This window comes from Peribacillus sp. P4_D6 (assembly GCF_056401795.1).
Genome location: NZ_JBFUIQ010000019.1, coordinates 1 through 14,702, shown reverse-complemented (window position 1 = coordinate 14,702; position 14,702 = coordinate 1). Strand labels below are relative to the sequence as shown.

Below are 14,702 nucleotides of genomic sequence, written 5' to 3'. Positions count from 1 at the left end.
GTAATAGAAGGATTTTATATCCTTACCCCTCGTTTATTTGCTAAAATATGATAAAAGCCCTGTATGGGAGGTCCATATGGAAGAATTAAGAATGATCGGCGAAAAAATTGAAAAATTTAAATATATCTTAGTGGAGCATATCGAGTTGTTTGAAGAAGAGGAACCGCTCTATGATTTAGAAACGAGTAAAGAGGTACGGTCAAAACTTATTCAAATTCATGCAGATGCCTTGATTCATGGAAAGGCACAAGCGATGGAAAGCATGAAAATAACGGGTATGGAAATAGGTAAGCGCATCGTGGATATGGGCATTCCTTTAGATAAGAATATTGAGGAAGCTCAAGCGATACGTAACCTTTTCTGGAGTTTCATTGAAGAAGAGGTGAGCAACCGATATTACTCCATTGAAATTCTGTTAAAGGCAAGCTCGATAATTGATGCAATCCTGGACCAGTTCATACACTGTGTGAGTATCAGTTACGTGAATCATTATAAAGAAATGGCGAAAATGGCAAACGATTCGTTGCAGAAGATAAAAGAAAACCAAGAAGTTATGGAAGAATTGTCCACCCCGATTGTTCAGACCGTATTAAAGGATGTGCTGCTCTTACCGTTGATCGGACGCATTGACGATTGGAGAATGGAGTCGATTCAATCGACGGTGCTGCAAAAATGTGCAGATCTGCATGCGGAAGTATTGATCATGGATTTCTCGGGAATTATCTTTACGAAGGAAAGTGATATGCTCTCCCTGCTGGATCAATTAGTGGGGGCATTGGCCTTGATGGGAACGGAAACGATGTTTGTCGGTTTTACCCCTGATGTCGTGAAAGAGATCGTCAATCTTGATTTTGCAAATCAGGTAAAAGCCTTTCTATCGTTCAGGCAGGCCCTGGAATATCTGTTTAACCAAAGAGGGCTGGCTCTTCAGCCAGTTTGATGGAGGTATCCTTTTTAGGGTATCTTTTTTTCTATGTCAGGCTAACATTCCTGCTGCTCCCATATTTAATCGCCCATTGATATTTCTCCATGTTATAGTGAAGTGACGTGGACGGACATGTTTTTTTTGATTTAAATTAAATTAAATAGGACATGTAAAGCGTGTAAGGAAGGTGGTTGAATAGTGTTTTTTAAGAAAAATGAAGAACCTGAACATTACGAAAAATGGTATTGTGTAGGAATCATGACGGATAATGGGCTGGAGGATGAAGAATATGATGTTTTGTCCAAACGCATCCTCGACTCGGTTCAAAATGTCTCGGTCATATCGGACTTGGTAAGGGTGGAATGGGATCGGGACAAATTGCAAGCCTTGAATGAACGTTTTGGGAACCCCTCATTTTCCGACCCATGGTTTATCATTAATGAATTCATACCAGAGGATATAAAAAAGGAAAGAAAACTTCTGGAGAAAACTCATAAATGGAAGAGGATCTTTGGTCTCCTTTCCCCGATTGAATATATGGAAGCCGAGACGAAGGCTGCCCATGACTTTGATAAAGCTCTCTTTTATACAGACGATGCTGATAAAGTGATTGAATACATTATTGCAAATAGCTAGCATTCCCTGCCACATCGATACATTGTATCGGTGTTTTTATATTTGATTTACTGTTTATCGGAGTAATTTCACGGTGAAAATTCGACCTTGAGCGAGTTGATTCGACCTTGTGTGTAATAATTCGACGTTGCTCGGAATAATCCGTACTTGCACCTTGAAATAAAAAGAGACAATGTGGGGAGGGTGGTAGGAAAGATGGAGTTAAACGCGGAATATCTTAAATAGAAAGAAAGAGAGTTTTAAGGGGAGAGGAAGATGAATCGATGGAAGTTGCCGTACCTCAGCAAAAGCCAAAACGGAAGTGGAGAAAGCGGGCGCTATGGAGTTTTGGAATCCTGATCATACTTTTGCTGTCTGTCTTGATTGCCGCAAATGTATTCCTTTCAAGGTCCTTGCCGGAAACAAAGGGGGAAATATCGCTTCCAGGTCTTTTGGAACCGGTTACGGTGGTGAGGGATTCAAGTGGGGTCCCGCATATCAACGCAGCGAGTGAACATGATTTGTATTTAGCACAAGGATATATCCAAGCACAGGACCGTTTATTTCAAATGGATTTAAGCAGGCGTCAGGCGTCAGGTAGATTAAGTGAAGTGATTGGTGAGAAAACCGTCAAAAATGATAAGTATTTCCGCACACTTGGTTTGAGGCGGGCGGCCGAAGCTTCTTATGCTGCATATTCAAGTGACGGAAAAGAAGCCTTGGATATGTTTGCCGAGGGGGTAAATCTTTATATCGATGAATTGAGGGAGAATGGGAAATGGCCGGTGGAGTTCACTCTGCTTGGATACGAACCGGAGTCTTGGACACCCGTCGATTCGCTGACCATCGGTAAATATATGGCCTTTGATTTAGGCGGGAACTGGGAAGATCAGGCGTTTAGGCAGTATTTACTGCAAACGTTCCCCAAGGAAAAGGCATATGATTTATTTCCTGATTATCCAAAGAACGCCCCATATATCATCAGCAAGGATGAACTGGATATTGAAAAAAGTTTTGCAGCGGCCGTTATTCCTTATGAATTCAACGGCAGCAATAACTGGGTCGTTTCAGGCAAGAAAACGAAATCCGGTCAGCCGTTATTGGCGGATGATCCCCACCTGGGATTGGCTACACCGTCGGTTTGGTATCAAATGCATTTGGAGGCCCCGTCAGTCAATGTGAGCGGTGTCATTTTTGCCGGGATTCCAGGAATCATATTAGGCCATAACGAAGAGGTCGCTTGGGGTGTGACCAATACCGGTCCGGATGTTCAGGATCTGTATATTGAGAGGAGAAACCCGGAAAACGAGAAAGAATTCTCCTACAAAGGTAAATGGGAAAAAGCTGAAATCTTGGACGAACCCATCAAGGTGAAGGATGGGGAAACACTTGACTATCAAGTGACGGTTACCCGCCACGGACCCGTTGTCTCCGAGTTTGCCGGGAAAAGCGGAAAAGATACCGTGCTTGCCTTAAGGTGGACGGCACTTGATCCATCTGCCGAGCTTGAAGCGGTACTGAATATGAATAAGGCGGGAAGCTGGAAAGAATTCGAAAAGGCCCTTTTGAAATTCGAAACGCCGGCACAGAATTTCGTCTTTGCTTCAGCCGATGGGACCATTGCCTATAAGGCGAATGGGAAAATCCCAATCCGGAAAAAAGGTGATAGTATGCTGCCTGTACCTGGCTGGACGGATGAATTTGAGTGGAAAGGCTATATTCCCTTTGATCAACTTCCAAAAACGGTGAATCCAAAAGAGGGATTCATTTCGACAGCGAATAATAAAGTCATCTCGGATGATTACCCTTACCATATCAGCAATAACTGGGCACAGCCATACCGCCAGATGAGGATACAGGAGTTTTTAAAGGCGAATAAAAAGCTTACGGCCGAGGATATGCAAAGCCTGCAGATGGATAAAGTGAATTTGCAAGCTAAGGAGTTTGTTCCTCGATTCGTGGAGGTATTGAAGGGTCCATCTGGGAAACAGGAAGCCCAGGCACTGACGATTCTGAAGAAATGGAATCATATCGATTCCGCTGATGAAGCGGCACCTATGATTTTTAATGTCTGGATGCGAAATATAGGGGATGTCCTGCTTAAAGAAGAAATACCGGAGGAAACCCTCAACCTTTTTAATGGAAGGCGTTCGGCCATTGATGAACTGCTAAGGCGGGCACTGGACGGTAAGCCGGGCCCTTGGATTGAAGATGCAGGCGGACTTGAGCAGGTGCTTGCCAAGTCGTTACAGGTGACGTTAACGGAACTGGCAGAATCACAAGGTGACGATATAGCTGATTGGGAATGGGGAGACTATCATCATGTCAGGTTTAACCACCCGCTATCAAGTGTCGCCCCGTTACATTATTTATTTAACGGCGGCGGCGGCATTCCGGTAGGCGGCAGCAGTGTCACCGTACAGGCGGCGGCATTTTTAGATGATGGAACCGTTAATCACGGTGGCTCCTGGAGATTCGTCATCGACCTAGCCGACATGAAACAAGGATATCACCTTGTTGGACCGGGTCAATCAGGTAACGTGAAAAGTGAGTGGTACCACGATCAGCTTGATGATTGGGCAGAAGGTACTTATCACAAAACCACAATGGACGATCCAAAAGGTGATAAGCTGATTTTGAAACCATCAAACTGAGATTCAAAAAAAGTACCAAGTCCAGCAGCTTTCTCTGGACTTGGTACTTTTTCATTGTTTTTGCTTAGTCAGGAATTCTGCAAGGAACTCCTCAAAATTAGGGGCTTCGATTGCTGCGATTTTTTCATATGATTCAATGATCTTGAGTTTAATTTCTTGCTCCAAATCATTCCGGTCTTGATAGTTCGTGTTTCTTAACGATTTTTTTATTTTAGGATTCAAAGAGTCTATGAGATCCAACAATTCTTCTTTTGACAGTTTTTTATCCACAATGGCTTTTCTCCTTTCTAACATATACCTCATCCATATAGTGCTTTCGAAGTTTTTTTAGAGCTTGTTTACGGATGCTTGAGATATTCTGTGGCGACTCATGGAAATAGGCAGCAATTTCCTTGTTGGATAGGCCGTAGGAAAAGATCATGGTCAATACCAGGCTTTGTTTGGCTGTTAACTTCTTCAAGGCTTTTATCATCTCTTCATCACTTATGTGTGAAGCGAGTTCATTCGTTTCCCCCATCTTTTCAAGTTGAACGTCCAAGGTGCCGATTAGATCGATCAATCCGCCAGTATCCCTTGGTGTCGCATCAAGTACCATTCGATAGCGTTCCCGCTGCTTCCGTGCCCTTTTATCAAAATCAACAGAGAAAAAGTAAATTAAGGAGCACATGTATTTGTATACTTTAGCCCGGTAATAGAAAATTTTGAAAGTCTCGTTGAGATGATCAATGTTGTGGGAAGAAGGGGAATCAAGAGTTTCAGTGAAAATCTTTAAATGCTCTGGGTTCTGTAAGAATAATTGAATGATCGGTTGTGCAAAGAAAGATGAGTACTGTTGCTGCAGAAACTCCAATGAATGAGAAAAAAAATGAGAAGTAAATTGGTTCATTGTTATCCCTCCTTTTATTAATAAAGTGATGGACAAGGGGAATAAATCAATTATATAGGAACATTCGTTCCTTTTTCCATAAATCAATAGTGCTAGATTGATTTTTTTTGACAAGTTTCACTTTAGATATCAGATACAAGAAAAGGGGTGAAGAGGATGATGATTGAGGATGCTAGTGTGTGGGTTTCATTAGTTAGCGAATTTGGCTATCCATTCGTCGTTTCTATGTTTTTGCTCTTCCGCTTCGGTAAACAATTAAAAGAACTGACAACGGACGTAGAGAACTTAAAAAAGTCCGCTCATAAAACGAAAAAACGATAACCTCAGGACGTAAGTGCCAGGTGATAAACACCGAATTTCGGATTCTATACTAAAAAGGGTCCGGAATTCGGGTATAAAGAAATGGGTACTAACTGATTCAAGCTTTTGTTAAATCCCTCCCTTAACCTAAAATAAAATAATGATAAACCATTATTTGGAATATAGCACAAAATAGGTAAAAAATAATCGTCATTTGGAATCATTTTACTGCTATAATTCATCCGTCAATGGAATTAGATAGGAAATCCTCCCCTCGTAGGATTTTAGTTTTATGGATTAAAGTGAAAATACTTTTAAAAAAACAACATTCATCAATAAACTTCTGAATAGTATGCGGCACCCAAGTAAAAGGGTGCTGCTTTTCTTATTTTTTGGTAATAAACTGATAATATGGAAAAGGGGTGGCAAATTTGAAAAATGAACAGCTGGAAGATATTCGGATCCTGCAGCAAGAATGTGAACGGGAAGGTTTTACGTTAAAACTGAATTGGGAAACGCTTCGCAGTCGAAATGGTGTTCATAAGAATGATTTTCTCCACTATGATGGATTGAAGCTTGTTGGTTTTCTTGGTCTTTACGATTTTGGAAACAAAGCGGAGATGTGCGGGATGGTGCACCCCGACTACCGGAGGCAAGGCATTTTTACTAAGCTGCTGGAAGAGGCGATAATGAGTGCCGTGGAGCGCAACTATAAGGTGATTCTCTTGAACTCACCTGCTCAATCACATTCTGGGACAGAATTTTTGAAACAGCTCCCATGTGAGTTTGCTTTTTCAGAGTTTCAAATGAAGTGGTCCGAAACGGAGCTTGATGATTATGATGATGCAGTCGTTCGCCCTTCACGGAGAGATGATGAGGAAACGGAAATTCAGCTGGATATTCAATGTTTCCGATTTACGGAACGAGAGGCGAAGGATTATTATCGGCGCATCCTATATGAGGATACTCTGAAAACCATGATGATTGAAAAGGGCGGCCGTGCAGTCGGTAAGATCCGTGTTGATCACTCAGGCGGGGAAGCGTGGATTTATGGATTTTCCATTTTGCCAAAATACCAGGGAAAAGGACTTGGAAGAAAGGCATTGAAAAAGGTTGTAGCCGAACAATGCCAGCTGGGATATGATATTTTTCTCGAGGTCGAGGCGACTAATGAGCATGCGTTAAGACTCTATGAATCTTGTGGCTTCAAAACGATTCAAAGACAGGATTATTATCAATACAAAGGCTGAAGGGAATTTGACGACAAAGAATGTTAGGGGGGCTGGGAAGGATGTTGACATTATTCCATTATAACTGGCAGGTGAGAAGGGAATGGTTCAAGTGGTGCCGATCCTTACCGAATGAGGAGCTGAAACGGCAGCGTACGGGAGGGATGGGCAATATATTGCGGACACTTGCCCATATTATCGATGTCGAATGCAGCTGGATCAGGGCCATACAAGGGAGGCCTGATGTCGCGATCGATTTGGACGCTTATGATACGATCGGAAAAGTGGAGGATTTATCTAACCAATATCACTCAGAGATCATGGACTATTTGAACTCGGATGCAATTGAAGAAGGGCATGGAATGGTTCAGCCATCCTGGATGGAGGGGACATATGAAAAAGGCAGGATATTGCGCCATCTCATAGCGCACGAAATTCACCATATAGGCCAGCTGTCCATCTGGTCGAGGGAGATGGGCATCGAACCGGTATCCGCCAGTTTAATAGATCGGGATTTATAGGTTTGCCGTTTCAAAGGGTTTCCCTGAAAAAAGAGCGTAAGGAACATATTTGAAAACCATACGATGTTAGCAGGCTGGTTCATTTTCATGGGCCAGCTTTCTCTATCAGGGGAGATTCTCCCTAAGGATACAAAGGGTTTCTATGATGATTTATATACATGATTGAAGGTATATCGAGCTAGGCGCTCTGGATGAAAATGAGTAAAAAGTACCGTTTATTCAAAATTCATAATATTATGGTAAGTTTTGGCGATAATTCGACAAAATCATGATATATTATTCTAGCATTTTACAAAACTAGAAGGGTTGTGAAGTATGTCGTACAAGTTGCATGTTAAGAAGATGCTCGCACCGATTCTTGCTGTAAGTTTAATTACAGCGCCATTTACCGTACCGGGGGAGGCATCCGCCAAAGAGTCTAATAAGAAACCTGCCACGACTGAACCATTTATCATTTCAGCTCCTACTGTTCATTACTCAAAATGCACCAAAGCGACTGTAACGGTCACACCGAAAAAGGGGAACAAAGGAAATGAAACCGTTGTCTTTCAATTAATGAATGGGACGAAGGTCATTTCACAATCAGCCGTTGAGGCGGATATTAAATCGGCCCAAAAGTTCTCGGCGTACTTCAACTCGTACAAATCGGGTTATTGGGTTAACGTATCGGTTGTCTCCAATTATAACGGCCATACGAGTGACTTCGGCAAAAGCCTGGCAGCCTCCGTTTCGGATGCACCATTTGAACTAAGGGTCATGGAAACGACTGATATACACACCAATCTGGTGAGCTATGATTATTATAAGGATGCCGTATCGGACTCCGTCGGCTTTTCCCGCACCGCATCTTTAATCAAACAGGCTCGAAAAGAAGTGAAAAATAGCGTTTTAGTGGATAACGGCGACCTTATTCAAGGGACTCCCCTTGGTACGTACAAAGCGAAAATAGCGCCATTGAAGAAGGGGGAAGTCCATCCTGTTTATAAAGCGATGAACTTGCTTGATTATGATGTGGCCACATTCGGCAATCATGAATTCAATTATGGTTTATCTTATTTGGACGAGGCCATCAACGATGCGAACTTCCCTTACGTCAATGCCAATGTTTATAAAAAGGATAAAGACAATAATCCAAAGAATGATAAAAATAAATATGCTCCTTATAAAATCGTCACGAAGAAAGTGAAGGACATCAATGGAAAGGAAAAAATAGTAAAAATAGGATACATTGGATTTGCCCCTCCGCAAATCATGGATTGGGATAAAGCGAATCTAGACGGGAAGGTCATGACAAAGGAAATCGTCACGACCGCAAAAAAATATGTACCTGAAATGAAGAAAAAAGGCGCGGATGTCATCGTGGCCCTCACACATTCCGGGTTTAATGGCGATACCAAGAATACCGAGGATGTCATCTATTCATTAAGCAAGGTTTCCGGCATCGATGCCATCACGTTCTCCCACACGCATAAAGTCTTCCCGGCACAAGATGAGGCTTCTTTAGACAGCCTATTCAAAGATAGCCAAGGAAAGGTCCTTGAAGGCGTGGATAATAAAAAGGGTACCATCAATGGTGTACCATCCGTTCAAGCAGGATATGGCGGCAGTCATCTCGGGATCATCGATCTTGATATCCAAAATATCAAGGGAAAATGGAAAGTCGTCAATTCCGATTCATCAACACGGGCAATCAACGACAAAATAACAGGAAAAAAAGCGGCTGAAGATGCAGCTGTCGTCAAAGCCGTGAAGAAGGATCACGAAGGAACGATCAAGTATGTTAACACGCCAATCGGAACGACTACAGCTCCAATTCATAGTTATTTCGCCCTTGTGCAAGACGATCCTTCCGTACAGGTCGTGACGAGCGCACAGAAATGGTATGTAGAAAAATACATCCAAAGCAACCGCCCTGAATACAAAGACTTGCCCATCCTCTCTGTAGGAGCACCATTCAAAGCGGGTCGCAATGGCGTAGAGGAATTCACGGAAATCAAGGAAGGTGGACTGACCATCCGCAGCGCCGGTGATTTATATTTATACGATAATACCTTAAAGGCAATCAAGATCAAAGGGTCAGTGGTTAAAGAGTGGCTTGAGATGTCTGCCGGGAAATATAATACGATCGATCCTGCCAAGTCTGAGGAACAGGAGCTGCTTAATGGAAAGTTCGCCGTCTATAATTTTGATGTGATTGACGGTGTCACGTACCAAATCGATGTCACCAAGGCTCCGCGCTATGATGAAAAAGGGATAAAAGTGTCGGATTCAAGCAGGATTGCAGATTTGAAATATAATGGTGAACCAGTGGACCCGAATCAAGATTTCATCGTCGTGACGAATAATTACCGTGCTTCGGGCGGGGGGAACTTCCCGGGAGTCAAGGGCAGCGAATATGTGGTTGACTCTGCGGATGAAAATCGCCAGATCCTGATGGATTACATCACACAAGAGGGGAAGATCAATCCAACCGCTGATAATAACTGGTCGATAGCACCGATTTCAGGCAAGGTGAACGTTACTTTCACCTCATCGCCAAAAGGTGCGGAATATTTAAAGGAAGACAGCCCGATTTCCTATACAGGCAAAAAGGATGATAAAGGCTTTGGCATTTACAAATACAATTTGGGAAAAGAAAACGTTAAGGTGCAACTGCTCGGGATCAATGATCTTCACGGCCAGCTTGATACGACCTCCGATTTTGGCGGCATCAAACAAGGGCGTGCCAATTATTTAGCCGCTCACTTGAAGCAGCGTAAGGCTGAAAACCCTGAAAATACACTTTTACTTTCGGCAGGGGATGCCGTTGGGGCAAGTGCACCCGTTTCTTCTTTGATCCAGGATAAACCGACGCTTCAGTTTTTGAATGATATGAAATTCGATGTCGGAACTGTCGGGAACCATGAGTTCGACAAAGGGGTAGAAACCTTGATGGCTCAAATCAATGGCGGAAAGTCGCCAACATCCGAAGTGGTATTCGATAAATTGAACTTTCCATATGTAGTGGCCAATGTCGTATATAAAGACACGAAAAAACCGATTTTGGACCCTTACGTCATAAAAAAGGTCGGCGGGGTTGATATTGGGTTCATAGGTGTAGTCACGAATGCCACACCTCAAAAAGTAAGTCCGGATGGCATTAAGAATGTGGAATTCATAGAACAGGCACCTGCCGTAAATAAGGCGGTTAGTGAGTTAAAAGGTAAAGGCGTCAAATCGATCGTGATCATCTCACATGACCCAGGCACGGAAAAGGAAGGGGTCATCACAGGCGAAGTGGCTGATCTTGCCAATGCTGTGGATGATGAAGTGGATGTGATCTTAGCCGGAGATAATCATGCAAAGGTCAATAACTATGTCGATAATAAATTGATCGTACAAGCTTACTCTTATGGAACGGCTTTTGAAGATGTGGATTTGGAAATCGATCCAAGCACAAAGGATATTGTCAAAAAGTCAGCTGAGATTGTTACGGTTACACAAGATGGCATCACACCGGATGCCGGGACGACGAAATTCATCAACGACTACCTGGACATGTTCCCCGAGCTGAAAGCTCCRCTTGGGACAACGGACGAGAAAATTTTAAGAACCAATGCCTATACGCAGGAAACGGGCCTTGGAAATTTAATTGCCGATTCAATGAAGGGCGATTTGAACTCCGATTTTGCCTTCATGAATCCAGGCGGAATCCGTGCAGATATTCCAAAGGGGGAAGTCACTTTTTCCGATTTAGCGAAAATCCAGCCGTTCGGAAATGTATTGGTTAAGCTGGAACTGACTGGAGCGGAAGTGAAAACGCTGCTTCAACAGCAATGGATCGTGGAAGGATCTCCGAAAACTTTGCAAATTTCTGGACTGAGCTATACAGCCGACTTCAGTAAACCTGTCACGGAGCGTGTCACCTTATTGAAGAAAGCGGACGGAACACCGATCAAGGATACCGAAACATACACGGTGGCCGTCAATGATTTCATGGCAAGCGGCGGTGATAACTATACCGTCCTGAAAGGAAAAGAGCGTGTGTTTGGACATGCAGACCTGGAAGCATTCGTTAACTATGTGAAAGAAACCTTTAAAGGCGGAAAGATCACGGCAGGAATTGAAGGCAGAATTACGAATATCAATAATTAGTTGAGGTTTACTCGTGAAAATAGCACATTTACTCGTGAAACTCTAAAGGGAGCGCTCCTTAATATAAGGGGCGCTCTTTTTTGTGATTAATAGTTTCTGAAAATGGAGAAGTTCAATCTAAATAGCAAGGTGACCCATGCTATATAGGGAATCATTGCTAAAACTGATATACGGTCTATTTTATAAAACTCGAATGCCGTCAATGTTATCAAGGTCAGCTGTCCCATAATCGTATAAAGGCTGGTCCAAGCAATGGGGAAAGTCCAGGAAGGAGGAGCAAAAGCAGGTTTCTTGAGTTTGTCATAAATTTCTTTTGAATTCCTTGTGGCGAATATCCCTACAAGTGATCTTTCGACGACAGGTACCAATACACTTTTAGCCAATTTTCCGTAGTTCATAATGCAATCCATTTCTTTCTTCATTTCTTATACCTTTACTTTCGCACCTGAAAATAAAACATCCCCTTTAATCAAGAAGTGTAACTTTCTTCCAAATTTTACGTCGGTACTATTAAGAAAAGGGGGGAATACCGATGAACCGTAAAACAATGATGCTAATGTTCAGTTTGTTCCTTTTACTTGCTGGATGCAGCAGTAACGAAAAAGATGATTCAGCATCGGAATCACAGGATGAAAAGGCGGAAAGTAAAATGGACGCTTCCATTTCCGGGAATAAGGTGCAGGAAGAAGCAGCGGAAAAGGAAGGGATGACGGATGAAAGAAAGGTCATCCATCAGGCCCAGCTTGAGTTGAAGGTGAAGAACCTTGAAAAGGCACAAATGAAGATTGAGAATAAGGCGGCTGGATATGGCGGATATGTTGTTGAGTCCAATGTATACAGGGAAGATGAAGAACTGATGGAAGGAACGATCACTGTTCGGGTCCCTGAAGCCCATTTTCAGGATTTTCTAACCGATAGCGAGGGCGAGGCTTCAGAAGTGGTCGGAAGGAATGTGACAGGACAGGATGTAACTGAGCAATATGTGGATTTAAAAGCAAGGTTGAAGTCAAAGAGGGCAGTGGAGGAAAGGTTACTTGCATTCATGAAGGATGCTGAGAAGACGGAAGATTTGCTGAAAATATCATCCGATCTTGCCGTGGTGCAAGAAGAAATAGAGCAGCTGACCGGGCAAATGAAGTATCTTGAAAACCAGACCTCATATTCGACGGTCACCATCACGTTATCACAGGACAGGATAGTTGTGCCGGGCATTGATAATAAGGAATTGAATACATGGGAGAGGACAAAGAAACAACTTGCAACGAGTGCGAATCTATTACTTAAAGCGGGTTCAGGAATCATTGTTTTTATAATCGGAAACTTGCCGATCCTCATTATTTTAGGCGGAGCTGGTGCGGTGGTCCATTGGGTGATCAAAAGAAGGGGTAAAAGGTGAAGGAATGAAATAGAGGGTGCCAATTAGATTTGGCACCCTCTGGCATTTATTTTTTCCGTTTATGCAAGCCGGTCACATAATACAGGACTACCAACAGTAAGATCCAAATCGGACCAACGATTAGAGCGATTCTTGTATCTGCTGAAAAACCGAGTACGATCATAACGAATACTAAAAAGGCTAAAGTGAAATAAGAAGTCAATGGGAAAAGAGGCATCTTATAGGATAAGCCTTGTTTTTCTCCCTGACTCATTTTTCGTCTAGACATAATCTGTGTGACAAGTATCGTTCCCCATGTCCAGAGGGCGCCGAATGTAGCGACACTTGTGACGTAAGTGAAAACTTTATCGGCTTCCATGTAGTTAAGGTAAACGCCGAAAAGAAGTACGATAGCCGAAACGATAATGGCAACGCCAGGAACGCCTGACTTTGTTGTACGTTCGAAACTTTTTGGTGATTCACCTTGCTGTGCCAGGTTGAATAACATTCTTCCTGTACTGAAGATCCCGCTGTTACAAGATGAAAGGGCTGCTGTCAGTACGACAAACTGAATGATTCCTGCTGCGCCTGGTATACCGATTTTATCAAACATCATAACGAATGGACTGTTTTCTCCATTCATTTCATCCCATGGAGTGATTGATAAAATGACCGTCAGAGCTAAAACGTAAAAAAGTAAAATCCGATAAAAAACGGTATCGATGGCTCTTTTTAAAGATTTTTCAGGGTTTTTAACTTCACCTGCGGTTACACCGAGCATTTCAATTCCCAAATAGGCGAACATGACCATTTGGAACGAGAGGATGACTCCAGAAATCCCATTAGGGAAAAATCCGCCATTTTCAACAAGGTTGCCGAAACCGACCGCGATTCCGCCGTTCCCCAAACCAAAGATGATCATTCCGAAGCCAAGGACAATCATCAGGATGATCGTTACGATTTTAATGAGGGCGAACCAAAACTCCAATTCACCGTAAGCTTTTACAGCAAGAAAGTTAATCGTTGTCATGATGGCAAGTGCGGCTAACGCCCAAGCCCATTGCGGAGTATCAGGGAACCAAAATTGCATGTAGATTCCGACTGCCGTAATTTCAGCCATACAGGTGGCGATCCAAACGAACCAGTAATTCCATCCGGTAATATATCCGGCAAGAGGACCGACAAATTCGCTTGCGTAGCGGCTGAAGGAGCCTGCGACTGGATTTTTTATTGCCATTTCACCTAGTGCACGCATGATAAGATAGATCATAAGTCCGCCAATGGCATAAGAAATGATGATTGCTGGACCGGCTAATTTAATCGCAGATGCCGAGCCGAGAAATAAACCGACTCCAATGGCTGCGCCAAGAGACATTAATGCGATATGTCTTTCTTCCAAACCTCTATGTAGTTGAGATTCTTTGGAGTTTTGCATAATTTTCCCCTTTTCTATGTTGGAGTTTAATTTTCTCTATCTAGCATTTTATCACTAGTAGAGGAGAATACATATTATTTATTGATTTTTCACATAATATTACAACTAAATAATATATTTTAATAGGATGAATGTAAAGCAAAAAATGAAAACGCTTACCACAGGAGTGTTCCCATGTTTTTTCTCGTATAATAATTATTCGAAACTATTTATAATGCTATACAAACAAAATATAATTATGTGATTTTTCAAAAAATTTAGACATTTAAAAGTGAAAAAGCTGTCCCAAAGATAAGGAACAGCTTCGTTTAGTTTCATCATTGCCAGCCGTTGCTAGTGATGGAGTAATGAAAAGAGAGGGAATAAAGAAAGCGAGCGCGAGTAATATGGACTGGGCAAATCTTGATTCATGTTTTGTGAACATGTGATTCCTCTATAATTCTATTCATACCCATTTCCAGAGAAATTGGCATGTATATGTAAGTTATGGATATTAGCCGCTTTTTCCTTCTGGATTGTCAAAAATGAGAGAAAACAGCTAGTGATGCTTAGCGGAATTTAGTGAAATAGCCCGGGAAATATCGAAGTCTGTCATGGAAATGACACGAAAAACCGTCAGCATGCTACT

General features: G+C 42.5%; 12 protein-coding genes. 8 read left to right on the top strand and 4 right to left on the bottom strand.

Going from position 1 to position 14,702, the window contains the following annotated elements; all coding sequences use genetic code 11:
• Window positions 1-76: 76 nt before the first annotated feature.
• The 3 genes from AC1DVB_RS08955 (at window position 77) to AC1DVB_RS08945 (ending at window position 4,194) form a co-directional block, all read left to right on the top strand.
• Window positions 77-940: an STAS domain-containing protein gene (locus AC1DVB_RS08955; RefSeq protein WP_477588983.1), complete on the top strand. Its 864-nt coding sequence runs from the start codon at window positions 77-79 to the stop codon at window positions 938-940.
• Between the two features lie 183 nt (window positions 941-1,123).
• Window positions 1,124-1,561 (top strand): hypothetical protein, encoded by a 438-nt coding sequence (locus AC1DVB_RS08950; RefSeq protein ID WP_057278013.1) that lies wholly within the window; start codon window positions 1,124-1,126, stop codon window positions 1,559-1,561.
• 263 nt (window positions 1,562-1,824) lie between these two features.
• The gene (locus AC1DVB_RS08945) at window positions 1,825-4,194 is read left to right on the top strand and encodes a penicillin acylase family protein (RefSeq protein ID WP_477588981.1); all 2,370 of its coding nucleotides are present in this window, start codon (window positions 1,825-1,827) and stop codon (window positions 4,192-4,194) included.
• A 51-nt stretch (window positions 4,195-4,245) separates the two neighbouring features.
• Here AC1DVB_RS08945 and AC1DVB_RS08940 read toward each other — a convergent pair whose 3' ends face one another.
• A complete protein-coding gene (locus AC1DVB_RS08940) occupies window positions 4,246-4,464 on the bottom strand; it encodes a hypothetical protein (protein WP_057278011.1) in 219 nt (72 codons plus the stop codon).
• Window positions 4,457-5,080 (bottom strand): sigma-70 family RNA polymerase sigma factor, encoded by a 624-nt coding sequence (locus AC1DVB_RS08935; RefSeq protein ID WP_057278010.1) that lies wholly within the window; start codon window positions 5,078-5,080, stop codon window positions 4,457-4,459. Before AC1DVB_RS08935 ends, AC1DVB_RS08940 begins: the two co-directional genes overlap by 8 nt.
• 156 nt (window positions 5,081-5,236) lie before the next feature.
• Here AC1DVB_RS08935 and AC1DVB_RS08930 point away from each other — a divergent pair, with 156 nt between their 5' ends.
• The 4 genes from AC1DVB_RS08930 (at window position 5,237) to AC1DVB_RS08915 (ending at window position 11,264) form a co-directional block, all read left to right on the top strand.
• The gene (locus AC1DVB_RS08930; RefSeq protein ID WP_082609383.1) at window positions 5,237-5,401 is read left to right on the top strand and encodes a YvrJ family protein; all 165 of its coding nucleotides are present in this window, start codon (window positions 5,237-5,239) and stop codon (window positions 5,399-5,401) included.
• 410 nt (window positions 5,402-5,811) lie between these two features.
• Window positions 5,812-6,630, top strand: coding sequence for a GNAT family N-acetyltransferase (locus tag AC1DVB_RS08925; RefSeq protein ID WP_239859665.1), 819 nt, complete (start codon window positions 5,812-5,814; stop codon window positions 6,628-6,630).
• A gap of 41 nt (window positions 6,631-6,671) precedes the next feature.
• Window positions 6,672-7,130, top strand: a complete 459-nt coding sequence (locus tag AC1DVB_RS08920) for a DinB family protein (protein WP_477588977.1) — start codon at window positions 6,672-6,674, stop codon at window positions 7,128-7,130.
• A gap of 315 nt (window positions 7,131-7,445) precedes the next feature.
• Entirely contained in the window at window positions 7,446-11,264 is a 3,819-nt protein-coding gene (locus AC1DVB_RS08915; protein WP_477588975.1) for a bifunctional 2',3'-cyclic-nucleotide 2'-phosphodiesterase/3'-nucleotidase, read from the top strand.
• Between the two features lie 86 nt (window positions 11,265-11,350).
• Here AC1DVB_RS08915 and AC1DVB_RS08910 read toward each other — a convergent pair whose 3' ends face one another.
• Complete coding sequence (locus AC1DVB_RS08910; RefSeq protein WP_230134657.1) at window positions 11,351-11,686, bottom strand: TspO/MBR family protein; 336 nt, start codon at window positions 11,684-11,686, stop codon at window positions 11,351-11,353.
• A 110-nt stretch (window positions 11,687-11,796) separates the two neighbouring features.
• Here AC1DVB_RS08910 and AC1DVB_RS08905 point away from each other — a divergent pair, with 110 nt between their 5' ends.
• Window positions 11,797-12,660, top strand: coding sequence for a DUF4349 domain-containing protein (locus AC1DVB_RS08905; RefSeq protein ID WP_477588973.1), 864 nt, complete (start codon window positions 11,797-11,799; stop codon window positions 12,658-12,660).
• Window positions 12,661-12,706: 46 nt separating this feature from the next.
• Here AC1DVB_RS08905 and AC1DVB_RS08900 read toward each other — a convergent pair whose 3' ends face one another.
• Complete coding sequence (locus AC1DVB_RS08900; RefSeq protein WP_230134659.1) at window positions 12,707-14,074, bottom strand: amino acid permease; 1,368 nt, start codon at window positions 14,072-14,074, stop codon at window positions 12,707-12,709.
• Window positions 14,075-14,702 lie beyond the last annotated feature (628 nt).

Excerpts from the sequence above, each read along its gene's own strand:
- AC1DVB_RS08920 (WP_477588977.1), top strand. The coding sequence starts at position 6,672 with ATGTTGACATTATTCCATTATAACTGGCAGGTGAGAAGGGAATGGTTC.
- AC1DVB_RS08910 (WP_230134657.1), bottom strand. The coding sequence starts at position 11,686 with ATGAAGAAAGAAATGGATTGCATTATGAACTACGGAAAATTGGCTAAA.
- AC1DVB_RS08945 (WP_477588981.1), top strand. The coding sequence starts at position 1,825 with ATGGAAGTTGCCGTACCTCAGCAAAAGCCAAAACGGAAGTGGAGAAAG.
- AC1DVB_RS08905 (WP_477588973.1), top strand. The coding sequence starts at position 11,797 with ATGAACCGTAAAACAATGATGCTAATGTTCAGTTTGTTCCTTTTACTT.
- AC1DVB_RS08930 (WP_082609383.1), top strand. The coding sequence starts at position 5,237 with ATGATGATTGAGGATGCTAGTGTGTGGGTTTCATTAGTTAGCGAATTT.
- AC1DVB_RS08955 (WP_477588983.1), top strand. The coding sequence starts at position 77 with ATGGAAGAATTAAGAATGATCGGCGAAAAAATTGAAAAATTTAAATAT.
- AC1DVB_RS08935 (WP_057278010.1), bottom strand. The coding sequence starts at position 5,080 with ATGAACCAATTTACTTCTCATTTTTTTTCTCATTCATTGGAGTTTCTG.
- AC1DVB_RS08900 (WP_230134659.1), bottom strand. The coding sequence starts at position 14,074 with ATGCAAAACTCCAAAGAATCTCAACTACATAGAGGTTTGGAAGAAAGA.